The 23,760-nt window shown below is 47.4% G+C and carries 22 protein-coding genes; 12 read left to right on the top strand and 10 right to left on the bottom strand.

Annotated features, from left to right (window positions below):
- Positions 1–5: 5 nt before the first annotated feature.
- On the top strand, positions 6–407 hold the full coding sequence (locus CSH92_RS14005; RefSeq protein WP_124916964.1) for a SufE family protein: 402 nt from the start codon (positions 6–8) through the stop codon (positions 405–407).
- Here the strand turns inward: CSH92_RS14005 and CSH92_RS14000 are convergent.
- Positions 404–1,648 carry a glycosyltransferase family 4 protein gene (locus CSH92_RS14000; protein WP_100658275.1) on the bottom strand — a complete coding sequence of 415 codons (1,245 nt, stop codon included), beginning with the start codon at positions 1,646–1,648 and terminating at the stop codon, positions 404–406. The two genes, CSH92_RS14005 and CSH92_RS14000, sit on opposite strands and share 4 nt — an antisense overlap.
- Before the next feature lie 81 nt (positions 1,649–1,729).
- On the opposite strand from CSH92_RS14000, the gene CSH92_RS13995 reads away from it, so the two are divergent.
- Positions 1,730–2,788 (top strand): 2-dehydropantoate 2-reductase, encoded by a 1,059-nt coding sequence (locus CSH92_RS13995; protein ID WP_100658274.1) that lies wholly within the window; start codon positions 1,730–1,732, stop codon positions 2,786–2,788.
- On the top strand, positions 2,788–3,633 hold the full coding sequence (locus CSH92_RS13990) for an HDOD domain-containing protein (protein ID WP_100658273.1): 846 nt from the start codon (positions 2,788–2,790) through the stop codon (positions 3,631–3,633). Before CSH92_RS13995 ends, CSH92_RS13990 begins: the two co-directional genes overlap by 1 nt.
- Here CSH92_RS13990 and CSH92_RS13985 read toward each other — a convergent pair.
- Entirely contained in the window at positions 3,630–4,445 is an 816-nt protein-coding gene (locus CSH92_RS13985) for an acyl-CoA thioesterase (RefSeq protein WP_100658272.1), read from the bottom strand. The genes CSH92_RS13990 and CSH92_RS13985 overlap by 4 nt on opposite strands.
- A 155-nt stretch (positions 4,446–4,600) precedes the next feature.
- On the opposite strand from CSH92_RS13985, the gene CSH92_RS13980 reads away from it, so the two are divergent.
- Positions 4,601–5,923 (top strand): spinster family MFS transporter, encoded by a 1,323-nt coding sequence (locus CSH92_RS13980; protein ID WP_100658271.1) that lies wholly within the window; start codon positions 4,601–4,603, stop codon positions 5,921–5,923.
- 23 nt (positions 5,924–5,946) lie between these two features.
- On the opposite strand, the gene CSH92_RS13975 is transcribed toward CSH92_RS13980, so the two are convergent.
- Positions 5,947–7,017, bottom strand: coding sequence for an alkane 1-monooxygenase (locus tag CSH92_RS13975; RefSeq protein ID WP_100658270.1), 1,071 nt, complete (start codon positions 7,015–7,017; stop codon positions 5,947–5,949).
- Positions 7,018–7,194: 177 nt separating this feature from the next.
- Here CSH92_RS13975 and CSH92_RS13970 point away from each other — a divergent pair, with 177 nt between their 5' ends.
- Both CSH92_RS13970 and CSH92_RS13965 read left to right on the top strand, forming a co-directional pair.
- Positions 7,195–8,250 carry an AraC family transcriptional regulator gene (locus CSH92_RS13970; RefSeq protein WP_164084751.1) on the top strand — a complete coding sequence of 352 codons (1,056 nt, stop codon included), beginning with the start codon at positions 7,195–7,197 and terminating at the stop codon, positions 8,248–8,250.
- A 7-nt stretch (positions 8,251–8,257) separates the two neighbouring features.
- Positions 8,258–9,082, top strand: a complete 825-nt coding sequence (locus tag CSH92_RS13965) for an alpha/beta fold hydrolase (protein WP_100658268.1) — start codon at positions 8,258–8,260, stop codon at positions 9,080–9,082.
- Here CSH92_RS13965 and glgC read toward each other — a convergent pair.
- Positions 9,079–10,341, bottom strand: a complete 1,263-nt coding sequence (gene glgC / locus CSH92_RS13960) for a glucose-1-phosphate adenylyltransferase (RefSeq protein ID WP_100658267.1) — start codon at positions 10,339–10,341, stop codon at positions 9,079–9,081. The genes CSH92_RS13965 and glgC overlap by 4 nt on opposite strands.
- A 205-nt stretch (positions 10,342–10,546) precedes the next feature.
- Between glgC and CSH92_RS13955 the strand changes: the two genes are divergently transcribed.
- From CSH92_RS13955 to CSH92_RS13945, 3 genes are read left to right on the top strand one after another with little or no spacing between them, the layout of a single operon-like run.
- Complete coding sequence (locus CSH92_RS13955; RefSeq protein ID WP_100658266.1) at positions 10,547–11,080, top strand: SRPBCC family protein; 534 nt, start codon at positions 10,547–10,549, stop codon at positions 11,078–11,080.
- 14 nt (positions 11,081–11,094) lie between these two features.
- On the top strand, positions 11,095–12,048 hold the full coding sequence (locus tag CSH92_RS13950) for a fatty acid desaturase family protein (protein ID WP_100658265.1): 954 nt from the start codon (positions 11,095–11,097) through the stop codon (positions 12,046–12,048).
- Positions 12,041–13,237 carry an MFS transporter gene (locus tag CSH92_RS13945; RefSeq protein ID WP_100658264.1) on the top strand — a complete coding sequence of 399 codons (1,197 nt, stop codon included), beginning with the start codon at positions 12,041–12,043 and terminating at the stop codon, positions 13,235–13,237. The genes CSH92_RS13950 and CSH92_RS13945 overlap by 8 nt, the downstream gene beginning before the upstream one ends.
- Positions 13,238–13,254: 17 nt before the next feature.
- Here the strand turns inward: CSH92_RS13945 and CSH92_RS13940 are convergent, their stop codons facing one another.
- The 6 genes from CSH92_RS13940 to CSH92_RS13915 are packed head-to-tail and all read right to left on the bottom strand — an operon-like array spanning position 13,255 to position 20,150.
- Positions 13,255–14,166 (bottom strand): hydroxymethylglutaryl-CoA lyase, encoded by a 912-nt coding sequence (locus CSH92_RS13940; RefSeq protein ID WP_100658263.1) that lies wholly within the window; start codon positions 14,164–14,166, stop codon positions 13,255–13,257.
- Positions 14,156–16,159 (bottom strand): acetyl/propionyl/methylcrotonyl-CoA carboxylase subunit alpha, encoded by a 2,004-nt coding sequence (locus CSH92_RS13935; RefSeq protein WP_100658262.1) that lies wholly within the window; start codon positions 16,157–16,159, stop codon positions 14,156–14,158. Before CSH92_RS13935 ends, CSH92_RS13940 begins: the two co-directional genes overlap by 11 nt.
- On the bottom strand, positions 16,156–16,956 hold the full coding sequence (locus CSH92_RS13930) for an enoyl-CoA hydratase/isomerase family protein (RefSeq protein WP_100658455.1): 801 nt from the start codon (positions 16,954–16,956) through the stop codon (positions 16,156–16,158). The genes CSH92_RS13935 and CSH92_RS13930 overlap by 4 nt, the downstream gene beginning before the upstream one ends.
- A gap of 13 nt (positions 16,957–16,969) precedes the next feature.
- Entirely contained in the window at positions 16,970–18,577 is a 1,608-nt protein-coding gene (locus CSH92_RS13925; RefSeq protein ID WP_100658261.1) for a carboxyl transferase domain-containing protein, read from the bottom strand.
- A gap of 11 nt (positions 18,578–18,588) precedes the next feature.
- Positions 18,589–19,758 carry an isovaleryl-CoA dehydrogenase gene (locus CSH92_RS13920; protein ID WP_100658260.1) on the bottom strand — a complete coding sequence of 390 codons (1,170 nt, stop codon included), beginning with the start codon at positions 19,756–19,758 and terminating at the stop codon, positions 18,589–18,591.
- Positions 19,755–20,150 carry a MerR family transcriptional regulator gene (locus tag CSH92_RS13915; RefSeq protein WP_100658259.1) on the bottom strand — a complete coding sequence of 132 codons (396 nt, stop codon included), beginning with the start codon at positions 20,148–20,150 and terminating at the stop codon, positions 19,755–19,757. The genes CSH92_RS13920 and CSH92_RS13915 overlap by 4 nt, the downstream gene beginning before the upstream one ends.
- A 260-nt stretch (positions 20,151–20,410) precedes the next feature.
- Between CSH92_RS13915 and CSH92_RS13910 the strand changes: the two genes are divergently transcribed.
- From CSH92_RS13910 to kynU, 3 genes are all read left to right on the top strand, one after another.
- Positions 20,411–21,586 carry a thiolase family protein gene (locus CSH92_RS13910; protein WP_100658258.1) on the top strand — a complete coding sequence of 392 codons (1,176 nt, stop codon included), beginning with the start codon at positions 20,411–20,413 and terminating at the stop codon, positions 21,584–21,586.
- A 69-nt stretch (positions 21,587–21,655) separates the two neighbouring features.
- Positions 21,656–22,516 carry an alpha/beta hydrolase family protein gene (locus tag CSH92_RS13905; RefSeq protein ID WP_100658257.1) on the top strand — a complete coding sequence of 287 codons (861 nt, stop codon included), beginning with the start codon at positions 21,656–21,658 and terminating at the stop codon, positions 22,514–22,516.
- Positions 22,509–23,756: a kynureninase gene (gene kynU / locus CSH92_RS13900; RefSeq protein WP_100658256.1), complete on the top strand. Its 1,248-nt coding sequence runs from the start codon at positions 22,509–22,511 to the stop codon at positions 23,754–23,756. Before CSH92_RS13905 ends, kynU begins: the two co-directional genes overlap by 8 nt.
- The last annotated feature ends 4 nt before the right edge of the window (positions 23,757–23,760 follow it).

Genomic DNA, 23,760 nt, shown 5'->3' with positions numbered 1-23,760 from the left:
CTCGATTGAAACACGATAATTCTTTACTTCCATTAGCTAAACAAGTCGCGAGTTGTAATGCGTGGGACAGCATGCTGCGTCAAGTGATGCTGGCCGGCAAATCTTTGCTGGCTGATAGTCCCGCGATCCAAACTGACGCGAACAAAGTTGTGGGCTGTGAAGCCGCGGTTTGGATGGGCGTCACTAAAGCTGATAGCGGTAAACGGATTTATTCGGCTTACTCGCCGGCCAAGATTGTCCGTGGTTTGTTGGCGATTATTTTGGAGAAAGCTAACGCGCTGGCTCCCGCTGAACAGCAAACGTTTGATTATCAGGCTTATCTCGCTGAGATTGGATTACAGCGTTTTTTAAGTCCCTCGAGGCAAAACGGATTGGCGGCGGTTATCCGTCGTATTCAGCAAAGTTAGTCATCTTTAGTCGCAGCTATGGCTGCTTTCAACGCACTTTTCGCCTCTATCCATTGCCCCATGTATTGAGTACTTGCCAAATGGTGATGACGTAACATAGCACCAATAAAGTTGCGTGAGCGACGCCCAGCGAGGTCTTGTTTTGCTTGCTGGATGTATTCGACCAGCCTCTGTTGTTCACGTGCTAGGTCTGTAGCAGTTACGCGTCGCGAGAGCGCTTTAGTGTGCGCCATTTGCCAGCGCTCCTGATTGTTATAAAGCGTTGAAGCTGCCGCAATGATTGCGTCATCATCAGTACAAATCGCACCAGGCCATTCGTCAGTTGGGTCTAACCCTTCGCTCCCAACTGTTGAGGTAACACAGGGAGTGCCTGCTTGAAAAGCGTCTAAAAACTTACCTTTAATTCCAGCACCAAATCGCACAGGTGCTAGGCATACCCGAGCGTTTGCCAGCACCTCTTGCGCATCGCGTGCCCAGCCTTCTATCAAGAAACGTTTACGTGGAGAATGCAATTGAGTTGCTTTGGGGGGCGGATACGCACCATAAATTCTTAGCTTAGCGTGTGGTAATTGTTGGCTAAGGCGTGGCCAAATGTCAGTGTATAAGTAGCGCACACAATCCCAGTTTGGTTCATGCCTAAAATTACCAATAAATGCCAGGTCACTGCGCTGCTCAAAACTGGGTACTGCAGTATTTGACTGAATTGTAGGAAATAGCGGAAAGTGACACAACAACTCATCGCTAATGGCAAAGCTCTGCTGGAGGAATTGCTTTTCTGCATTCGAAACCAACAGGGTAAGATCACTGCGCAAAATACTCGCAATTTCGCGATAAAACTTATCCGTATGCAAATTGATTGTTTCACTTTCTGCTTTCAAGCCTTGATGCCTGGCACTGCGCAATGCATGCAAATCTTCAGTGTTTAAGATGCACAGGGTATGCGGACAATACTTGCGAACACGCCAAGAAAATTGCTCTTCGATCATAAACCGGTCGAAGAGGGCGATATCGGGTTCAAGTTGCTGGATTAGTTGGTCAAACGCTGGATCATTAATGGCCACATGATGCGTAGTGATGCCCAATTGCGGCAAGGATACGGCGTGTTCACTGTCAGCCGCTGCGCAAACGAAGTTCACGTCCCATTGTTGTGCCTGCAGCGCCGATAAAATATTTAACATATTGCGGCCAGCTGCTGAGGAGTTAGGCTCAGGCCAGACATAACCAATCACAACGACACGCATAAATTTGACTCTTTTTAAGGCTAGGCTTGAGAAATATATCGCGTATGATATCAATAATTTGATGCGATATTGATATTTATCATGACTTCTCAATTGGTGTTTGGCGCAGGTCTTATTGGTTGCTATTTGGGTGGATGTTTGTCGCTTGTGGCGCGCAAACAGAAAAAGCCTCACACCGTTTATCTCTATTGCCGCCAGCGTATGGGGCAGGCGTTGCAACAGGGCATGGTTTTGACCGACTACCAAGAGAACCGAGCTGAACTGTCGGACGTCTCAGTGATAACCGAACTCACATCCAACTGCACCGAACCGGTAGACATTATATGGTTAACGGTAAAGTGCACCGCGATAAATCAAGCAATCAGTGATATGGCTCCTTTCGTCGGACCTAAAACAGTCATTTTGTGTTGCCAAAATGGGCTAGGGGTTGATCATCTTTTACGTAAGGCATACCCCCATAATGAAGTGTTGCGGGTCATGGTGCCGTTCAATGTGGTTACTTTAGCTGACGGACATTTTCACCGCGGCTCACAGGGCTCGTTAACGCTTGAGTCGTCGGCTTATGACGAACGTTTAACCCGTTTATTATGCGCTCCGGATGACATAAGTTCGAATCAGGGAAAAGGCTTATTACCAATCGCTTTTACTGCTGATATGACAGCGGTTCAGTGGGCTAAGTTGCAATTGAATCTAGGAAATAGTGTGAATGCATTGGCGAATGTTCCAGTCAAAGCTATGCTTGAACAAAGAGAGTTTCGTCGCATTATTGCTGCAATGATGGAAGAGCTATTATTGGTAACCAACGCGTTAGGACTAAAACTCCCTAAAGTAGCCTCGGTAGAGGGACGTTTTATTCCGTTCATATTGCGTCTGCCGAATTGGTTGTTTAAGCGGGTGGCGAATAAAATGTTAGCGATTGACCCGACGGTTAAAACGTCAATGTGGTGGGATTTGCACAGCGGTAAGAAAACTGAAGTGGATTTTTTAAACGGAGCGGTGTTAGCGCAAGCTGAACAATTGGGCTTGGTCTGTCCGGTAAACGAAAAAATTGTCGAAATGATCCATGACGCAGAAGCTTCTGCTACGATTAATTTGACTATCAGTGCTACAGAGTTATCTCAAAAGGTTGGAATCAAATAATGAATGTTGTTGATTATGCTGCAGAAGCTGCTGACATGTTCGCACTTCCTGAAACCGTTACTGCGTTAAAAAAAGTGATTGATGATGAACAATCTACCGTTGAGGATATTGCTAGTTTAATTACCTTTGATCCGACCCTAACCGCACAGTTACTCAAACTCGCGAACAGCGCACTGTATAATTTCCCTAATCGCATTGATTCTATCGCTAAAGCGATTCAAATCATTGGGACGAAAGCCTTGTATGACCTAGCAGTCTCCTACGGTGTTGCCAAAACCTTTGCCACAGTGAGTAGCAACGTTATTGACTTAGATAAGTTTTGGGAGCAAAGCCTAAGTTGTGCATTACTCGGAAAATATATTGCTGAGCGCAAGCGGATCCCTGAGCCTGAGCGGCTTTTTGTGTCTGGTTTACTGCATAATATCGGTGAATTAGCTATGGTTCAGTCGTATCCCGACCTTGCTTCCCAGTGTTCAGCAATCAACAAAAACACCACACCACGTGTTATGCAACAAACCTTATGCGGCTTTACGTTCTCGCAGTTATCCGCCGAGATTATGAAAAACTGGGGCTTGCCTATGAGCCTGGTTAGCCTCGTTGAAAACGTGCACCACAAACTGTTCCCGGCTGAACAGGCTGATGAAAGGGTAATACAATTGGCCTATGTGTTAGCGCTCGATAATGTGCACCAAGATGTGTATGAACCCTTTGCTAATTTACAGCCCTTCTTAAATGAAGCTGTGGAATTTGATGATACACAGATAGAAACCGCTCTGGATATCACTAATCTGCAATGCATTAATATTATTTCGCTATTTAATCCAAGTAGCTTTATCGTGTATTAATCGAAAACAGCGACCGTTTGTCTGCTCAGTGCGATAAGCTCTCCGGCTGCATCCCAAATGTTTGCCTCAGTGTGTCCATAGCCTTCTCCCGCTTGCCGGGTTTCTGCCTTGTAGGCAAACCAATCAGTGGGCTGTACTGGACGATGAGGATGTAAAAACTCAATGTTCCAACTCACCGTACTGGCAGGAGCGGGCCACTTTAATTGTTGCAATAACGTTGGCGGCCAAGCATCAATTAAAGTGATTAAATGCACATCTGTAATGACTGAAGGGGCTTGCTTAAAGCGCATCCAACCATAGTAATGTGATTTCTTACCATTCATAAAAGGAACACCACCTTCTTCAATAGATAAGTCGAAATGACGCAAAAAGCGCGGTGTGACTTTAGGTATTTGTGGTATGAACTTGGCTTTTTGTGGCTCGGGAAGAGCATGTGTCAGGCCTTTGTTGACCTTTAACTTAGACGCTCGACCAACGCCAAAACAAATCAACGCAGCAAGACACACTTTGTCTTGTTGCAGAATTTGAACCTGTAACTGCGACACATTTTTACCGCTGCGCAGGGTCTTGGCGATTACTGTAAAGGCTGAATCATAAACTAATGGCCCAACAAAATTGACTGACATACTGCGTAGAACTCGATCATCTGAGACCAGTGGTTTAGCTACCGCATAGGCGATCCCTGCAGACACTCCGCCATAGACAGTTCGGCCTTGCGCCCAAGTGTCGTTTAACGCTAGTTGAACTTGATTGGTGTCACCGTCAAGTTGTTGGGTGCTATTGATAGTTTGAATAATTTCATCGATATGCATGCGCGGTCTCTGGTCGGATGAGTTGGGCTTATGGTGCTTGATACGTCATTCAAGTGCAAATAGTTTTAGTGATGATCACAAATAATTAACATTTAGTTGAGCTCTTTTGATTGTTTTCCGTACTATGAGACGTCGAAACAATAATAAGAGCCAACATGAGTAGTGCAAATAGTAACGTTACGACCCCTGCAGAGACCAATCAAGTTTCTAATGGCTACCGCAATTATGTCTTGATCATTCTTACGCTGGTTTACGCCTTTAATTTTATAGATCGGCAAATCTTGGGTATTTTAAGCCCGTTCATTAAGGCTGATTTGGGCTTGGATGATGCTCAGCTGGGCTACCTAAAAGGTATCTACTTCGCCTTACTGTATACGATTGTTGGGATCCCGATAGCATGGTTAGCAGACCGCTATAACCGGGTTAATATTGTTGCCGTATCACTAACTCTTTGGAGCGGATTCACTGCGTTGTCGGGGCTAGCGACCAATTATGCACAATTGGCTTTGGCGCGCATTGGTGTAGGGATCGGTGAAGCTGGAGGCAGTCCACCTTCACACAGTATCATCAGTGATTTATTTCCCAAGGAAAAGCGCGCTGGCGCGTTAGCCATATACTCGTTGGGTATTCCGTTTGGTATTATGGCAGCGTTCTTCGCTTCGGCATTTTTTCTCACTGGTGGTAGTGCTGACTGGCGTATTGTTATGATCAGCGTTGGGTTGCCGGGGATCGCTCTTGCTATCTTAATGAAGCTAACCATAAAAGAGCCGGTGCGCTCTCAGACGGTTTCTTCAGACGACAGCTCCCGGCCAAGTGTTAAAAAGTCTATTAAGATCCTGCTTTCCATCCCAACGTGGTGGGGTATGTGTTTGGGTATCTCATTTGCGTCCTTCGGAAATTATGCGATTTCAACATGGTTAATTGATTTCTATGTTCGCGTACATCCAGATTATCCTATTCGCGATCTTTTAATCGCGTTTGGCATTATTAATGGAACAGCATATGCACTTGGCGTCTGGTTAGGCGGCGTATTGGCTGATAAGTGGGGCAAATATGACCGCCGCGCGTACGCGCTGCTTCCCGCTATAGCATTAATTCTTGGAGTTCCTGCATTCTATTACACATTGCAAGTTGAAAGTGTAACCTTGTCATTGAGTTTGATTACGGTTTTCTTATTCACCAGCGGCTCGTACTTGGGCCCTTCTTTTGCAATGGCACAAACCTTAGCACCGGTTAACGTGCGTGCAATGTCTACAGCACTATTTTTCTTTGTGTTGAATATTATTGCTTTAGGCGGTGGGCCGACGCTAGTAGGGATCTTCAGTCAGTCAATGATACCAGAGCTGGGTGAAACCGTAGCACTAACTACAGCGTTGGAATACTTGGTATTTATGTATGTACTTTCTATTGTCGTGTTTCTTTGGACGAGTACCCAAATCCGCAAGGATTGGCAAGCGGCTGCTGATCGCGGGCATTAAATGCCCGCTCTGCTAAGTAGCGGTTACTCAGTTGGTCTCGAATAAGTGCGGTCCCATTGCGCTAGTTTGGGCCGCATGAGCGCGAACCAAAGTGGCGGGATTAGGGTAAGAAATACGGTTGCCATATACCCGCTGACCATTGCCGGGGCTTCTGGCATAGGGTTTAGCTTGTGAAAAGGCACCGCGCCGTGCGCATGGTGGTGTGAGTGTCTACACAAGTTAAACATACACCAGCTACTTATCCGGCGATTAGAATTCCACGAATGATGAGGCATAACACGTTGCTTGGGGTCGCGTAGCATGCCGTAATGTTCCATATAGTTAACGATTTCAAGTAACGCTTTAGCGATTAGTCCAGCTGCTACAGCAAATAAAAAGCCACTTATACCAAAAGCCATCCACACTGCAGCTAGCCACGTAAGGCTCATAAAGTATCCGCGTAGACAACGGTTATGCGCGCTGATTAATGCAACACCCCGGCGTTCAAGCCTGCGCTTTTCAATGTTCCATGCACTGATATTACCTTTAACGGTTGAATGAATAATATGACTGTAAACATTTCGCCCACGCGGCGCCGTGGCTGGATCAATGGCTGTTGCGACATAGCGATGATGACCATACACGTGTTCGATAGAGAAGTTAGCATCAAAGCTTAAAGCGAGGATCCAGCGCCCAATGGTCACGCTAATGCGGTCCCCCACTCGATGGACTAGTTCGTGCGCACTGATAGTGCCAACACCACCGAGCATAAATCCGCAGAAAAGCACAGCCACAACAACTTCTACACCGTTGCTTGCAACCTGATAATCGGTAATCACGGGTAGATAAATCTTTTCCTCGGCAACCACTTGCACGCCGCACAACACGATCAATAGGGCGATGGGCAAAGCAAGCCAAAGCATCCCGGTTAGTATTTGCGGATAGGCATAATTGGGGGTGCTTAGGTCATCACCAAAAAATGCGTCTCCGATGATAAAAAATAGAACGAGACTTATGTAGCCTAAAAGGACCCATGCACCGCCCAGCAGTAAACAAAGACAACCAATGGAAGCAATGAAATAGTAACTAAAAAACTTTAAATATTTAAACCCCATGCTCAGGTCTCCGCAGTTGCATTACATTGTTCAAAACTAAGTTGGTCAAAGCTTCGCAATTACCGATCGGCGCGGGGAGGGCATTTATTGACAAAGGGGAGTCATTTATTGACAGGATCTTTCTTCCACTGCATCATGACGAGACAATGCAAACTTCCTTTTCGCTTGGAACAGTTCATGGCGGTAATTGACGTAAAGCAGCAAACTTCTGTGGCGTTATATTATTTACACCAAGTCGCGGAAATCATGCGCACCCAGGGATGTTCAATCGAGCGCTGGCTGGCAGCGGAAGATCTGTGTGAAGCGGATCTGATGCGCAATGATTGCAAAATCTCGTTAGCCGCTTATCAACGACTGATTTTGTCAGCAGTGACACAATCACGCTTACCGCATTTGGGGTTATTATTGGGCGCACAATTATCCATTAATCATCACGGTGCTTTAGGGTTTGCGTTATTAAATTGTGGCAACGTTGCGCAAATTTTAAGTCTGTTTGAACGTTATCTCATTACGCGAACGCCATTATTTTCTGTTGAGGTTAAGCGTGAGTCCGAGACGACACAAATTCGACTCCATTCCATGCTCATTGATGAACAAATATTACGGCCATTAACTGAAGTATTGGTGGCAACATTAACGTCAATAATCAATGGTGTAGCGTTTAACCGAGAAAGTGCCATGGCGCAACAATTAGACTGTCGCGATCGGGTCATAACGTGTATCGATTTCTCCTATTCGCCGCCTAATTATGCAACTCGGTATGAGGCTTTGCTGCAACAGAAATGTGTCTTTGTGCAGCCGTATACCTGTATACATTTAGCGAATCATTGGCTGAACAAACCACTGCGACATATTGATCCACAGAGCCTGCAACAAGCCAAAGAGTTTTGTGAACGAGAGCGCATTAATGCACTAGTGCATATCAATTGGCAGACCAAGGTATTGATACAAGTGATAGCGACATCTGCCCAGTACCCAGACTTGAATGCCATCGCAGCGAAGTTGAATGTAACGCCAAGAACCTTGCATCGGCATTTGTTACGCGAGGGGACAAGCTTTAAGCAGATCGTGGAGCATGCTTTTTGCTCACTCGCACAACAATATTTGCAGCAACATTCATCCACAATCAAACAGGTAGCGTATCAGTTAGGTTACTCAGATGTAGCCAATTTTCGGCGTGCATTTAAGCGCTGGACTGGGCAAACACCGCAGCAATTTTTACAGCATTTATAGGCACTACATGCAGAGTCACTCTCCCGTTATACATTTCGCGCATGCCAACGGATTTCCCTCTGGCACTTATCAGAAGCTTTTTACTGAAATCGAGCGCTCGTACCCCGTTTTTGCAATTGAGAAAATGGGACATTCGTCTCGATTTCCGGTTAACGATAATTGGCGCGAACTGGCCCATGAAGTGCTTGATTATATTGCTCAACACGTTGCGCCAGACACTCCAGTTGTTGCAGTTGGACATTCATTTGGGGCGGTGGTTTCTTATTTAGCAGCGTGTATCGAACCACAACGGTTTTGTGGTTTGATCATGCTCGATCCGCCCTTGGCGAGCGGTTTCAGTCGACATCTTTTTGCCTTAGCTAAAAGAGTAGGGGTGATCGACCGAATTACGCCCGCTCAACTAGCCATTACCCGAAGGCGACGCTGGCAGCGGTCCGTGGATTTGGTGGACTACTTCGCTAATAAAGGGTTATTCAGGCATATGGATCGAGATTGTATCGCTGACTACGTTGCGGCTGTTATCGAGCAGTCCGAGCATGAACAGGTGTTAACCTTTGATCCTAATGTTGAAGCACAGGTGTTTCGTACCATTCCGCATAATCTGAATCGCTTTTCGGGTAAGCTTCAATGCCCGGGTGTCATTGTAACCGGTGAACAAACCGACGTCTGTGTCCCGTTTTTACGCAATGCGTTTATTCGGCAAAATAATCTCAAGCACTTAACCGTTCCTGGAGGCCACATGTTTCCATTGGAACGGCCATTAGAAATTGCGCAGCTAATTACGACCCTAACTGAAGAATTAGTGTCGCATGGTGAACGTGTGAGCGCTTAGAAGCCGACCGGTTGCCCGAGCATTTCGCGGGTAACTAAGACGACACCGCCGCCTGAAACACGAAATCCCCGTGCTCGATCCTGTTCGTGGTCGTATCCAATGACCATACCTTCTGGAATTACGCACCCCCGGTCGATAATCGCTTTGCGGACCTTACAGTGCCGATTTATCACGACATCAGGCAGGATCACCGCCTCTTCGATCTGACTGTACGAGTGCACCCTCACGTTAGAGAAACACAGGCTGCGGCGCAGTGTCGAGCCGGAAATAATACACCCCCCAGAGACAACCGAGTTAATGGCTTCCCCCCGTCGGTTTTCTTCTTCCCATACAAACTTAGCTGGTGGAAGTTGTTCTTGATAGGTCCAAATTGGCCATTTGCGATCGTATAAGTTTAGCGCGGGTACAGGAGAAACCAATTCCATATTAGCTTCCCAAAATGAATCGAGAGTACCTACATCTCGCCAGTAGTTTGCACCTGCATCACCAGAAGCAAACGGATACGCATACACCGGATGGTCGGCAATTATACTGGGGATAATGTCCTTACCAAAATCCCGTTGCGAACCACTTTTCTCTGCATCACGCTTTAATTCTGAAAATAGAAACTCGGTGTTAAATACATAGTTACCCATCGATGCTAAACAGTGGGTTGGATCATTGGGCAGTGGAGTGGGGTTGGCAGGCTTTTCTTCAAAACCTAAAATTCGCATGTCTTCATCGACAGATAAAACCCCAAACGCATTCGCAGCTTCTTCAACTTTTACTGGCATACAGCTGACGGTCATTTGAGCACCGCTTTCGGCATGGCGAGCAATCATGGCCCCATAATCCATGCGATAGATATGGTCACCAGATAGGATCATGACATATTTAGGTAACTCATCACGGATAATATCGATGTTTTGAAATACCGCATCAGCAGTCCCTTCATACCAACTTTCTGAGAACCGTTGAGATGCTGGTAAAATTTCTATGGATTCTCCTAATTCTTTTTTAAAGTGGCCCCAGCCTCTAACTAAATGCCGGATCAAACTGTGCGACTTATATTGCGTCACCACGCCCACACGGCGGATGCCAGAGTTAATACAATTAGATAATGGGAAATCAATAATACGAAATTTACCACCAAAATATAACGCAGGTTTGGCTCTCCAATCCGTTAGTTCATGTAACCGGGAGCCACGCCCCCCAGCCAAAATTAGAGCGTAAGTTTCTTTTGTTAAATTACTAATATAACGGGAATTGTTGCCAGCCATCGGTCAGGTTCCATGCAATTAAAGTAAAAGTAAAACTGCTTTTCTGTTCACTAATTACCCTACTCTTACTACAGCTCAATGACAAACGCTAGTTTGATGCGGTGAGTTGGATTATTGGTTGGCCTAGACTGGTCCAATCGTTGTCTTAGCATGTGTTAACAGAATGTTATACACTGGTGGTCAGATTAGTTTAAAAAGGATGGGTATGTTTGTGCTGAAACGCCTAGCCATCGGTGTAGGTATCATACTGGTAGCGCTTTATGGGGTTGGGGTGCTGTTACCTTCGACCTTCGCTATACAGCGTTCGATTATAATCGATGCGCCTGCATCGAGTATTTATGACCGAGTCGTTGACCTACGCCAATGGCAGTTGTGGGGCGTTTGGTTTAAACGTGATCCACATATGCAAGTGACTTACAGTGGGCCCGACCGTGCAGTCGGGATGCGCTCTGAGTGGCAAAGCGAGACGCAAGGCAACGGGGTTATGGTGATCACTGAACTAGAGCACGACAAACGCGTGGAATACTTGTTAACGTTCCCTGATATGGCTATGCAAAGCACTGGAACGTTGATCCTTGAGCCGGTTTCGCAGGGTATAAAGGTAACTTGGCAAGATGCTGGAGATGTCGGCGATAGTGTTGTGTATCGTTACTTCGGACTCTTCATGGATTATCTTCTAGGGCCCGATTTTGAAGATGGATTAGCAAACTTAAAAACCTTGAGTGAAAACGCACCTTAGCGCAGTACAGAAGTATGAATGATCATTTACGCGTTATTAGACAATTCAATTTTCGCCCATTTATGGTCCGCTCTGACTGGCAGGGCGCCTATCTAGTATTGGTGAATTATGCGCTGATCTTATTTGCTTTAACCCTACCTGTAGTCTGGCCACATTGGCTGGCTTACCTGTTGAGTGTGATTTTGTTGGGTAATCGACAATTAGGCTTGGGTATTCTCATGCATGATTGCGCACACTTTGCCCTGTTTAAGTCAAAACAGGCGAATATTTGGGTAGGGCGCTGGCTATGTGCGGCACCTATTTTTGCGCAGTTTGATGGCTATCAACGTTACCATTTACAGCATCATGCAAATGCGGGCACTAAGGACGATCCGGATTACCCCAATTATGCGCCGTACCCGGTATCCTCAGGCTCGTTGCGACGTAAAATTTTGCGTGACTGTTTGGGTATTACTGGATTAAAGAATTTTTTTGCCGTTTTATTAATGCATGCCGGAATACTTGAATATGATATGGCCTATAAAAACACACGGCACATGCACTGGCCTGGATTGCGAAGAGCGCTGCTTAATTTTTCGCAACAACTCTACCGCCCCGTGCTCCTTCACATTATCTTGCTAGGTGTTTGCTTAGCGCTAGATAGTGGCGTTTCTTATGCGCTATTTTGGATAGCTTACCTCACCACGTTTAGCTTGTTTTCGCGCATCAGGAATGCGGCGGAGCATGCTAGCGTGCCAGACTTATTACATAGTGACCCTCGCAAGCACGCGCGCACTGTTCATGCTGGTTGGTTGGCACGCTTAACTGTGGCACCCAATCACGTAAACTATCATATAGAACACCATTGGTTACCGCAGGTTCCGCCGTATCGCTTGGCTGCGTTGCATCGCTATTTGAAAGAACAGGGACTACTAGACGGCGCTGAAGTATTACCGAGCTACACTGCAGTGGTGAAGAAACTTGCCTGACGCAATACGCCTCGTTATTGCCCTAACCGCAAATAAATGTGCCAGCGTCTTGTTCTCGGCAAAGACGCTGTTACCCGGACTTATCCTGGGGGTCGGCTTACCGAGTTGGTTGGTGGGTTGGGTCGTACCCATTCGAGAATCTATCGCGTTATTGCCGCAGGTCGCACTCAGCGTCTATCTTCGCCAACATGGCCAACGCTACAAAGTGTGGCGCTTCGGCATGGCGTTACAAATCAGTGGTAGTGTATTGCTGGTGCTTTTATGTTGGCATTATGCAAGTTATTCGCTGCAGGGGCAGACTTGGTGGTATGCCTTAGGCTTTATGTTGCTGCTCGCCTTTTACAGTTTGGGCCGAGCGTGTTGTTCTCTGACAGTAAAAGACATAGAAGCAGATATCGTTGAGAAAGGAGAGCGCGGCGGACTCATTGGTAATGCAACTATGTTCTCTGGCATTGTTACTTTATTGGTGGCAGTTCCAATCGCGACGTTTTCGCTGTTTCAATCACATAATGCGATGTTGGTATTAGCACTCATATCTGCACTGATGCTCGGCGTGACGTTGCTCATCATGTGGCCGATCAAAACAGAAGTAGACGTTGCAGCGACGAGTGAACACAAAACAACGCAGTGGTACGAACTACTACCTAAGTTATCCAGTGCGGCTCGGCGTTTCATCATTGTGCGTTCGATTTTCGTGCATTCCGCACTGGTTGCGCCTTTTTTTGTTCTCGCCCAATCATCCCAAGATAATCGTTTGCCACTCTATTACTTGGTCGCTGAGGCACTAGCTGCTTTACTGAGCGCCAAGCTCTGGGGGCGATTAAGCGATCGCAGCGCGCGGGCAACACTTAGAGTTTCTGGCATATTCGCTGTACTCGCATGTGGTGGGCTACTCTGGCTGCAACCGCAACAGCTTTGGCTTTCAGTGGGCTTATTTTTCATCTTGTCTGTTGCTCATACCGGCGTACGCAATGGTCGTAAAACCTACACTTTGGACATCGAAGAGGGGCAATCTCGGACAGAACTGGTGGGCAGTGCAAATACCTTTATTGGTGTTGTATTGTTTGTTGTGGGAGCGGTATACGCAGCGCTGCAACCGTGGCTCGGCGACGCCATCATCGCTATTATGGCGGCTATGTTAGTTCTCGGTGTCGCTATGACTTACACCCTTGAAGCGGAAAAGGACTAAACCACGACAAGCACGCACTACTTTGCGAGTAGTGCGTTTGCGACTTTAGACTGATTATTTTTGCCAAGGGCGTTTGTGATCTGGTCTCCGACCTGTACGAGTGTGGCCAGATCAACTCCACAATTAATCCCCATGCCTTGTAGCATATAGACTACGTCTTCGCTCGCAACGTTCCCACTGGCACCTTTTGCGTAAGGGCAGCCACCAAGTCCAGCAACTGCCGCATCAATGGTAGTAACCCCCATTTGCAAAGCCACAAGTAGGTTTGCCAACGCTTGTCCATAAGTATCGTGAAAATGTACAGCCAATGCTTGCGGCGGAACGACATCTATGACCGCGTCTAGCATACGCCGAGTTTTAATCGGAGTGCCAACGCCAATGGTATCGCCCAACGAAATCTCATAGCATCCCATGGCATGCAGCTTTTGGCTAACATCGGCTACCGCCTGGGCGGAAATATCCCCCTCATAAGGGCAGCCCAATACGCAAGACACATAACCACGAACAGGAACATTATGTTGCTTGGCTGCGTCCATGACCGCAGCAAAGCGTTCAAGGCTCTCGGCGATCGAGCAATTAATGTTTTTCTGTGAGAAAGATTCAGAGGCTGCGCCGAAGATCGCAACTTCGTCGACACCACATTCGAGCGCCGCTTCAAATCCTTTTAGGTTTGGCGTCAACGCTGAATATATGACACCTGGCTTGCGCTGAATTTGAGCAAATACAGCATGACTGTCGGCCATTTGGGGCACCCACTTTGGGGATACAAAACTGCCGGTTTCGATACGCTTAAGGCCGGCGTTTGCAAGGCCCTCAACCAAGGCTAACTTATCTGTTAGTGGAATAAGGGCTTGTTCATTTTGTAATCCATCCCGCGGACCAACTTCAACAATACTGACCTCAGCCGGGTAGCTGTGTTCACTTATCATCAGGTTCAAACTCCAACAGTGCCGCGCCACCATCTACTAGCGCGCCAGCGGCGAAGAAAAACTCTTTTACTTGGCCTGTGCTTGGCGCTTTTATCGCGTGTTCCATCTTCATCGCTTCCATGATCATTAACGACGCGCCTTTTTCGACCTTTTGACCAGGCTCAACGAGCAGCGCGACGATAGTTCCGTTCATCGGGGCTGTTAATCCACCGTGAGTATCTTGCGCATCTTCAAGGCCAAGATCAGGCAATACTTGGCTAAACTGCATGGAATGGCGGTCGGTGAATAAGCGATAATTATTGTCTTGATGCGCCAGTGTCAATTGTTGCCGATGACCATCGATGTTGGCATCTAAAATTCCGTTGGAAAGTTGACCGCAGCAGGTATGAGTTTGACCATCGACCTCTATCTTCCAGGTAGGTAACGTCCGCCCAGGAATGAAGCTCGCTGTTACTTCTACATGGCTGTCATCATTTAGCTGCAGCTGCACGATTTGTTGATGCAATTCATTAGCCCGCCAACCATCTAACATGTGCGCAGCCGATACAAATTGGCTTCGCTCACGTTGCTGGTTAACTTGCATTAACAGAGTGCTTAATGCGGCATATACAACCAATTCTTTGCCAGCGCTTAAACTGGCAGAGAACAGCATGTCATAATGAGCATCTATGAAGCCGGTTGTTAGTTCTGCATTCTTAAACGGTGCTGACGCTGCGATATTATAGAGAAACTCAATATTCGTGGTTACGCCGTGAACATGGTATTCACGCAGAGCCAATGCAAGTCTGTTGAGTGCTTTGTCACGATCTTCATCCCACACGATGAGCTTAGCAATCATGGGATCATAAAATACCGACACTGTGTCGCCTTCAACTACGCCGGTATCAACCCGCACAAATGCATTTTCTTGCGGTGGTCGCAATGTTGCTAGCACACCGGTAGCAGGCAAAAACTCGTTGTTGGGATCTTCAGCGTAAATGCGAGCTTCAAATGCATGCCCTTTAATGGCAAGCTGTTCTTGCGTAAGCGGCAGCGATTCGCCACTGGCGACCCGCAATTGCCATTCTACCAAGTCTTGGCCAGTGATCATTTCCGTCACTGGATGCTCGACTTGCAGGCGGGTATTCATTTCCATGAAATAGAAACTACCATCGAAATCCAACAAAAATTCTACCGTACCCGCACCCACATAGTTGATGGCCTTAGCGGCTTTAAGTGCTGCTTCGCCCATCTCGGTGCGTAATGCGTCATCCATTCCAGGGGCAGGGGCTTCTTCGATGACTTTTTGATGGCGACGCTGCACTGAGCAATCCCGCTCGAATAAATACACGCCGTTCCCATGCTGATCACAAAAAACCTGAATTTCTACATGGCGTGGCTGAGTTAAGTATTTTTCAACTAACATGATGTCATCGTTGAAACTTGCCATAGCCTCACGTTTGGCTGCCGCTAGTCCTTCATCAAATTCTGCCGCACTATGGACTTGACGCATGCCCTTACCACCACCGCCTGCTGCGGCTTTTAATAAAACTGGATAGCCAATATCGTCAGCAGCATTGCGCAGCATCGTGGTGCTTTGATCGGTCCCGTGATAACCAGGTACCAGTGGGACGTTAGCGGTTTCCATAATGGTTTTCGCCGCAGATTTGGACCCCATCGCTTCAATTGCAGCTATTGGTGGACCGACGAAGATTATATTGTTGTCATCGCAAAGCTTTGCAAACGCTGCATTCTCCGACAAAAAGCCATAACCGGGATGTATCGCATCGGCACCCGTTTGTTTGGCCGCAGCGATGATCCGCTCACTGCGCAAGTAGCTGTCTTTTGATGCAGAGCCACCGATATGAATGGCTTCATCAGCAAGCTGAACGTGCAATGCTTGGGCGTCGGCATCAGAATAAACTGCAACGGTAGCGATGCCGAGTCGTTGCGCCGTACGAATAATACGGCAAGTAATTTCGCCGCGATTAGCGATTAATAATTTGGTTATCATGGGTTGTCCTTACGCCATGCGGGTTGGCGCTTTTGTAAGAAAGCGTTAAGGCCTTCTTGCCCTTCTTCAGAAACACGAATTTGCGCAATCAATGTGCTAGTGGCATCCATAAGATTAGCGTCAATGGGTTGATTTGCGACTTGAGCCGCTAGCGCTTTTGCAGCAGTAACCGCGGCTGGTCCGTTATTCAAAATATGCGCAACAATCTCGGCTACAGTGCTGTCTAAAGACTCATCATTGACGGCTTCGCTAATCAGACCCAAGCGCCGCGCACGTCGGGAAGAAAATACTTCGGCTGTCATAAAATACCGCTTCGCAACACGAGCACCCATTGCTTCTATTACGTAGGGCGAAATAGTTGCAGGGATAAGCCCGATTTTGACTTCACTGAGACAAAACTTACTTAATTTATTGGCAATGGCGATATCGCAGCAGGCAATAAGCCCAACTGCACCGCCAAAGGCCGCTCCCTGAACGCGTGCAATAGTTGGTACCGGCACACGGTAAAGAGCGTCAAACATCGCGGCGAGCGCTTGTGCATCTTGCTTGTTTTGTTCATAGGTGTAGCTCGCCATGCGCTGCATCCAAGCTAAATCAGCTCCGGCACAAAAGCTTTTGCCTTCGGCAGCCAACACTAATACACGAGCGGAAACGTCTTGAGAAACGGTCTCAAAACACTGATGCAATTCAGCAATCATGCTGTCGTCGAATGCGTTATGTTTTTCGGCGCGGTCTAATGTTACCGTCACTACGCCGCGATCATCTTTGACGTAGCTGACATATTGCAGTTCATTCATTTTAACGCCCATCCTACATACGGAATACGCCAAACTGCGTATCCTCAATTGGTTTGTTTAACGCAGCAGACAAAGATAATCCCAACACGCGTCGGGTATCGGCAGGGTCAATTACACCATCATCCCATAAACGCGCTGACGCATAGTAGGGGTGACCTTGTTGCTCGTAGGTATCGATAATGGGTTGTTTGAAAGCGTTTTCTTCATCGCTTGTCCAAGCTTCGCCGCTGCGTTCTTTTTGGTCGCGTTTGACCTGTGCGAGAACACCGGCCGCTTGCTCCCCTCCCATGACTGAGATACGTGCGTTTGGCCACATAAACAGGAAACGCGGGTCGTAGGCGCGACCACACATGCCATAATTACCGGCACCAAAACTGCCGCCGATCAAAACGGTTAGCTTGGGAACTTTTGCACACGCAACAGCGGTAACCATCTTGGCACCATGCTTGGCTATGCCACCGGCTTCGTATTGTTTGCCAACCATAAAACCGGTGATATTTTGTAAGAACACTAAGGGGATCTTACGCTGTGCGCAGAGCTCAATGAAGTGTGCACCTTTTTGCGCAGACTCCGAAAACAAAATGCCATTGTTCGCGACAATGCCAACGGGAAACCCATAGATCCGCGCGAAACCGCAAACCAAAGTGGTACCGTACAAGGATTTAAACTCATCAAATTCTGAAGCGTCGACAATCCGTGCGATGATTTCACGTACATCGTAAGGTTGGCGGGTATCCTTGGGAACAACGCCGTAAATCTCTTCCGGCGCATAGGCTGGTTCGCGGGCTGGTTGAATATCGATATCGACCTGCTTCTTGCGATTCAAGCGTGCGATTGCGTTACGAGCAAGCGAAAGCGCGTGATGGTCATTGTTGGCTAAATGGTCAACCACGCCTGATGTGCGGCAATGCACATCGCCACCACCGAGTTCTTCAGCACTGACGACTTCGCCAGTTGCGGCTTTAACTAATGGTGGGCCGCCGAGGAAAATGGTGCCTTGGTTTTTAACGATAATTGATTCGTCTGCCATCGCCGGAACATACGCTCCGCCGGCGGTACACGAGCCCATAACGACCGCAATTTGAGGAATGTTTTGCGCTGACAAATTTGCCTGGTTATAAAATATTCGACCAAAGTGCTCACGATCGGGAAACACATCGTCTTGTCTGGGTAGGTTTGCGCCTCCAGAGTCTACCAGATAAACACAGGGTAGGTGATTTTGTTCAGCGATGGTCTGCGCGCGTAGGTGTTTTTTGACCGTTAACGGATAATAGGTACCACCTTTAACCGTCGCATCATTGGCCACGACCATGCACTCAATACCGTTTATAAGGCCGATTCCTGCGATAACTCCAGCACTGGGTACGTAGTCTTCGTACACATCCCATGCGGCGAGTTGCCCGATTTCGAGGAAAGGAGATCCCGGATCAAGCAACACATTAATGCGCTCACGGGGTAATAATTTACCGCGCGAAAGATGACGCTGGTTGGCTTTTTCACCACCCCCTTGCTTGATCTGTTCGACTTTCGCGCGCAAGTCATCAACTTGGTGTTGCATATGCGCTTGGTTGTCAGCAAAACCCTGACTATTCACATTGATTTGACTAATGATGCGAGGCACGCGGTTTCTCCTTAGGCTGATTCTTTAAACAGTTCACGGCCTATCAACATACGACGGATCTCTGACGTACCCGCGCCGATTTCATACAGCTTAGCATCGCGTAACAAGCGTCCAGTTGGGTACTCATTGATATAGCCGTTACCACCCAGCAATTGGATTGCATCCAGCGCCATTTTGGTTGCTAATTCGGCGGAGTAAAGAATCGCACCTGCCGCGTCTTTGCGTGTTGTTTCACCGCGATCGCATGAGCGAGCTACCGCATACACATAGGCGCGAGCAGCGTTCATTTGCGTGTACATATCAGCAACTTTGCCTTGCACCAACTGAAACTCACCAATGGACTGCCCAAACTGTTTACGGTCATGAATGTAAGGTACGACGATATCCATACAAGCTTGCATAATGCCCAACGGGCCACCTGATAGAACTAAGCGTTCATAATCTAAACCACTCATTAGCACGCGTACGCCGCCACCTTCCTCGCCAAGGATATTCTCTGCGGGCACCTCACAGTCTTCAAATACCAGTTCGCAGGTATTGGAGGAGCGCATACCGAGTTTGTCGAGCTTCTGTGCTTGGCTAAATCCAGGCATATCGCGCTCTACGATAAACGCGGTAATTCCACGCGGACCAGCATTTACATCAGTCTTGGCATAGATCACGTAGGTGCTTGCGTCAGGACCGTTAGTGATCCACATTTTATTACCATTGAGGATGTAACGATCACCTTTTTTCTCAGCGCGCAATTTCATGCTCACAACGTCAGAACCCGCATTGGGTTCACTCATTGCAAGTGCGCCAATGTGCTCACCAGAAACTAATTTTGGTAGGTACTTAGCGCGCTGCTCTTCATTGCCGTTTTTATAAATTTGATTCACGCACAAGTTTGAGTGAGCGCCATAACTCAAGCCAATGCCGGCTGATGCACGACTAACTTCTTCCATTGCGATGGTGTGAGCAAGATAGCCCATATCCGAGCCACCATATTGTTCAGAAACCGTAATACCCAATAAGCCCATCTCACCTAATTTGGGCCACAATTCATTGGGAAATGCATTAGCTTCGTCTGACTTTTCAGCTAACGGAGCAATTTCACCTTGGGCAAATTGATAGACATGCTCACGTAGCATGTCGATATCTTCACCGAGACCAAAGTTTAATGTTGGGTAGGGCGTATTCATGCGATTTTTCCTCGTTCTAATTCGGTTAATTCATCGCGGCAACGACTTTCTACTTCATCCAGCTCATTCATCAACATTTGAATGTCGTCGAGCTGTTGACGCAGGGTTGCGCGCTTTTGTTCGGTCATTTTTAACATCGCCGTTAGCTGTGCGGCTGAATTTGGGTTGGAGTCATAGAGTTCAAAGAGATTTTTGACTTCGGCTAGAGAAAAGCCTAGGCGCTTCCCTCGTAATATCAACTTTAAACGTACTTTATCCTTGGTACGATATACCCTTGACTGTCCTACACGTTCAGGCTCAAGTAAAGACTGCTCTTCATAAAAGCGGATTGAGCGAGGAGTAATATCAAACAATTTCGCGAGCTCGCCAATAGTGTAGGTTCTTTCAGTCATATCGAATGGATTCCCGGTTGTTAGTAAAAGTTTACGCTGCCTCGGTAGCAATCTACCGAATGTTGCTTTTTTTAACTTGTCCTAACAGCTGTTAAACGCTAAGTTTACGTTTACGTAAACCTTAATTAACGTAAAGGTAAAGTAGCTGGCAGGCTTCGTCAACTTGATCCTCTCAGATGAGGGCAATAGAACCAAAGTCGGCTGTCAAATTTGCTGTACGAGTGCTAGCGTTAATACCTATTTTTCAAGAGGAAATTCACATGAGCCAAGATTCTGTTGTTATCGTATCCGCCAAAAGAACGGCGATGGGCGGATTTATGGGCGCGTTGTCGGCAGTGCCTGCAACCCAACTAGGCAGTCATGCCATTGCGGCAGCAGTTGCCCCCATTGATAGCAATGAGGTCGACGAGGTGATCATGGGCTGTGTATTACCCGCTGGGTTAGGGCAGTCACCAGCCCGGCAGGCGTCGTTAGGCGCCAACCTGCCACTAGCAGCAGGAGTAACTACCATTAATAAAGTGTGTGGTTCGGGGATGAAGGCAGTCATGCTAGCCCATGACTTGATCAAGGCAGGATCGGCTGCTGTTGTTGTCGCTGGCGGTATGGAAAGCATGAGCAATGCACCGTATCTTTTACCTAAAGCCCGAGCTGGCATGCGCATGGGGCATGGGCAGGTACTTGATCATATGATGTTGGATGGTCTAGAAAATGCTTATGATGGTCAGGCGATGGGATGTTTTGCTCAGGGTACTGCTGATGCTGAAGGTATTACCCGTGAGCAGATGGACGAATTTGCTCTTAGCTCATTGACTAAGGCTACTCAAGCGATAGAAGCTGGTACTTTTACTGATGAAATTGTGCCTGTCACCATCACGACGCGTAAAGGTGATATTACGATTGATACTGACGAAGGCCCTGGTGCCGCGCGTCCGGACAAAATCCCATCGTTACGACCGGCCTTTAAGAAAGATGGTACGGTTACCGCAGCGAACTCTAGCTCGATTTCTGATGGTGCAGCAGCTTTATTGGTAATGTCTGAAACTAAGGCCCACTCCCTTGGACTGCAACCACTGGCAAAAATTGTCGCCCATGCAACCAACGCCATTAAGCCAGAAGATTTCACCGTTGCCCCAGTAGGAGCTATAGAAAAAGTATTGGCGAAATCCGGTTGGCAAAAAGACGATGTCGATTTGTTTGAAATTAATGAGGCCTTTGCGATGGTGACGATGCTAGCGATCAGCAAACTGAGTTTAGATGCAAGCAAAGTTAATATCAAGGGCGGTGCGTGTGCTTTAGGACACCCTATTGGTGCTTCTGGAGCTCGGATTATAGTGACTCTATTACACGCCCTAAAGCAGCAAGGAAAACAGCGCGGTGTGGCAGCCTTGTGTATTGGTGGCGGTGAAGCCACAGCATTAGCTGTGGAACTGTGTTGATAATTGGGTTAGATATCTGTAAAAAAGGGCACCTTTGGTGCTCTTTTTTATTTTTCAGGGAATTTGTTCATGTTACGCACACGAATAATGATAAACCAAGCGGTTAAGACCATTCTTGCCTCTGCATTTTTACTATCAACACATTGTGCACTAGCGAGCGAGTCAAGCTCACAGTATTTACATGGTGTTTCATTTCAGCAAGTCACTGCACTTGCGAGTCGAGCAGCGACAACTACACTAACTTACGGTGAGGATGAGAATCAGTTTATCGAAGTTTGGGCAGCCAAACAGCGTCCAACTGTTAACGCCATGGGAGCAGGCGTTATTTTGGTGCATGGTGGCTGTTGGATGCAGGAATATGGGATTGATCATATTCGCCCCTTAGCGACACAACTCAGTGACGATGGTTTAAACGTGTTTGCGATAGAATATCGCCGTACTGGGCAGCCTGGTGGTGGTTGGCCTGGAAGTTTAAACGATGTGCGCAATGCAATAAAAAAAATTCGCGACACTTATCCGCGTAAAGCGCTAACTTTGATTGGTCATTCTGCAGGCGGGCATTTGGCCTTACTGGCTGCGACTGATGCAACTTTGCGGCTTGAAGCCGTTATTGGTTTGGCAGCAATTACCGATATTACCAGTTATAGTCAACTGGAGTCGGGATGCAGCAAAGCCGCCGTCGCGTTTATGGGGGGAAGTGCAGCAGACCAATCGAGTGCCTATGCACTGGCTGATACGCGCGATAAAAATATCATTCCGCCACTTTATCTATTAACGGGTAAGGCCGACAGCATCGTACCAGAAGCACAGAATCGTCATCCTCAATCAAAACGTTTCCACGGTGAAAACATTGGCCACTTTGATTGGATACACCCAGGCAGTGAGGCCTACCAACATCTAAGTAATACTCTGGGTCGTTTGTATGAATGATGCAGCGTGCTTGCAGACTGCTAGAGAGCATGATGCACAGGATCAGCTAGCTTATTTGCGGAAACAGTTTTTGTTGCCTACAGAGACTGTATACCTTGATGGTAATTCTCTAGGGCCGTTAACCCAAACGGCGCAAGTGCGTGCTCAAGAGGTGATTGCACAGCAATGGGGCAAGGATTTGATCACCAGCTGGAATAAGCATCAATGGATCGACCTTCCGCTTAGTGTGGGCAATAAAATCGCACCGCTGCTGGGGGCTGCGCCGGGACAGGTGATTTGTTGTGACTCGATATCGGTAAATTTGTTTAAGTTGGTGTGCGGTGCAATTTCAATGCAGCCAGACCGTAAACAAATCATCACCACTGCGGATAACTTTCCTACCGATCGTTATATGCTGCAGGGGATTACGCAATTTGCCGCGGAAAAAGGTTTGTCTATCAAGAGTGTCGACGAACAGGACATTCTGCAAAGTATTGATGGATCGGTGGCTGTAATGCTGCTCACTCAAGTTAACTATCGCAGTGGAAATCGCTTAGACATTCAGACAATCACCCAACGTGCGCATGAGCAAGGAGTTATTGTAATTTGGGATTTGGCGCACAGCGCAGGGGTTTTAGCGTTAGAGCTCGATGCCTGGGATGTCGACTTTGCTGTTGGATGTGGATACAAATATCTCAATGGGGGGCCTGGAGCACCTGCGTTCATGTATGTGGCAAAACGCCACCAAGACCGCTTTAAACAACCGCTGCAAGGTTGGATGGGGCATGCGACTCCCTTTACATTTGATCCAGACTATGTACCCGACAGCTCGATTAAGCAAAATTTAGTGGGTACCCCACAAATTCTTTCAATGAGTGTTTTAGATGCCGCGCTTGATGTGTTCCGCGGCCTCGACATGCGACAGGTTGAATCTAAGGCCCTAGCGCTGCGCGATTTATTTCTGCGCTTGCTAGAAGCGTTGGATATTGCGCAATGGTTTGAGATCCATGCAAACCAGGAAGTTCAGCACAGTGGGGCGCAGGTTGCCCTCATGCACGCTGACGCATACGCAATCTGCCAGGCGTGGATAGGTGCTGGGGTAATCGCAGATTTTCGAGCCCCGAATATATTAAGGGTAGGGTTTTCGCCTTTATTCTTGCGCTTTGAAGATATAGCGCTAGCACTTTTCGTATTACGCGATATTATGCGAGAACAGCGATATTTGGACGAGAATTTTCAAACCAAACATCAAGTTACCTAATTAG

Source organism: Neoalteromonas flava (assembly GCF_002807685.1).
Taxonomy (GTDB): domain Bacteria; phylum Pseudomonadota; class Gammaproteobacteria; order Enterobacterales; family Alteromonadaceae; genus Alteromonas_E; species Alteromonas_E flava.
Note: the sequence above shows the minus strand (reverse complement) of the source record. Positions and strands in the feature narration are given on the sequence as shown.

Coding starts and splice junctions, on each gene's coding strand:
- CSH92_RS14000 (WP_100658275.1), bottom strand. CDS start 1,648: ATGCGTGTCGTTGTGATTGGTTATGTCTGGCCTGAGCCTAACTCCTCA.
- CSH92_RS13995 (WP_100658274.1), top strand. CDS start 1,730: ATGACTTCTCAATTGGTGTTTGGCGCAGGTCTTATTGGTTGCTATTTG.
- CSH92_RS13990 (WP_100658273.1), top strand. CDS start 2,788: ATGAATGTTGTTGATTATGCTGCAGAAGCTGCTGACATGTTCGCACTT.
- CSH92_RS13985 (WP_100658272.1), bottom strand. CDS start 4,445: ATGCATATCGATGAAATTATTCAAACTATCAATAGCACCCAACAACTT.
- CSH92_RS13980 (WP_100658271.1), top strand. CDS start 4,601: ATGAGTAGTGCAAATAGTAACGTTACGACCCCTGCAGAGACCAATCAA.
- CSH92_RS13975 (WP_100658270.1), bottom strand. CDS start 7,017: ATGGGGTTTAAATATTTAAAGTTTTTTAGTTACTATTTCATTGCTTCC.
- CSH92_RS13970 (WP_164084751.1), top strand. CDS start 7,195: ATGGCGGTAATTGACGTAAAGCAGCAAACTTCTGTGGCGTTATATTAT.
- CSH92_RS13965 (WP_100658268.1), top strand. CDS start 8,258: ATGCAGAGTCACTCTCCCGTTATACATTTCGCGCATGCCAACGGATTT.
- glgC (WP_100658267.1), bottom strand. CDS start 10,341: ATGGCTGGCAACAATTCCCGTTATATTAGTAATTTAACAAAAGAAACT.
- CSH92_RS13955 (WP_100658266.1), top strand. CDS start 10,547: ATGTTTGTGCTGAAACGCCTAGCCATCGGTGTAGGTATCATACTGGTA.
- CSH92_RS13950 (WP_100658265.1), top strand. CDS start 11,095: ATGAATGATCATTTACGCGTTATTAGACAATTCAATTTTCGCCCATTT.
- CSH92_RS13940 (WP_100658263.1), bottom strand. CDS start 14,166: ATGATAAGTGAACACAGCTACCCGGCTGAGGTCAGTATTGTTGAAGTT.
- CSH92_RS13935 (WP_100658262.1), bottom strand. CDS start 16,159: ATGATAACCAAATTATTAATCGCTAATCGCGGCGAAATTACTTGCCGT.
- CSH92_RS13930 (WP_100658455.1), bottom strand. CDS start 16,956: ATGAATGAACTGCAATATGTCAGCTACGTCAAAGATGATCGCGGCGTA.
- CSH92_RS13920 (WP_100658260.1), bottom strand. CDS start 19,758: ATGAATACGCCCTACCCAACATTAAACTTTGGTCTCGGTGAAGATATC.
- CSH92_RS13915 (WP_100658259.1), bottom strand. CDS start 20,150: ATGACTGAAAGAACCTACACTATTGGCGAGCTCGCGAAATTGTTTGAT.
- CSH92_RS13910 (WP_100658258.1), top strand. CDS start 20,411: ATGAGCCAAGATTCTGTTGTTATCGTATCCGCCAAAAGAACGGCGATG.
- CSH92_RS13905 (WP_100658257.1), top strand. CDS start 21,656: ATGTTACGCACACGAATAATGATAAACCAAGCGGTTAAGACCATTCTT.
- kynU (WP_100658256.1), top strand. CDS start 22,509: ATGAATGATGCAGCGTGCTTGCAGACTGCTAGAGAGCATGATGCACAG.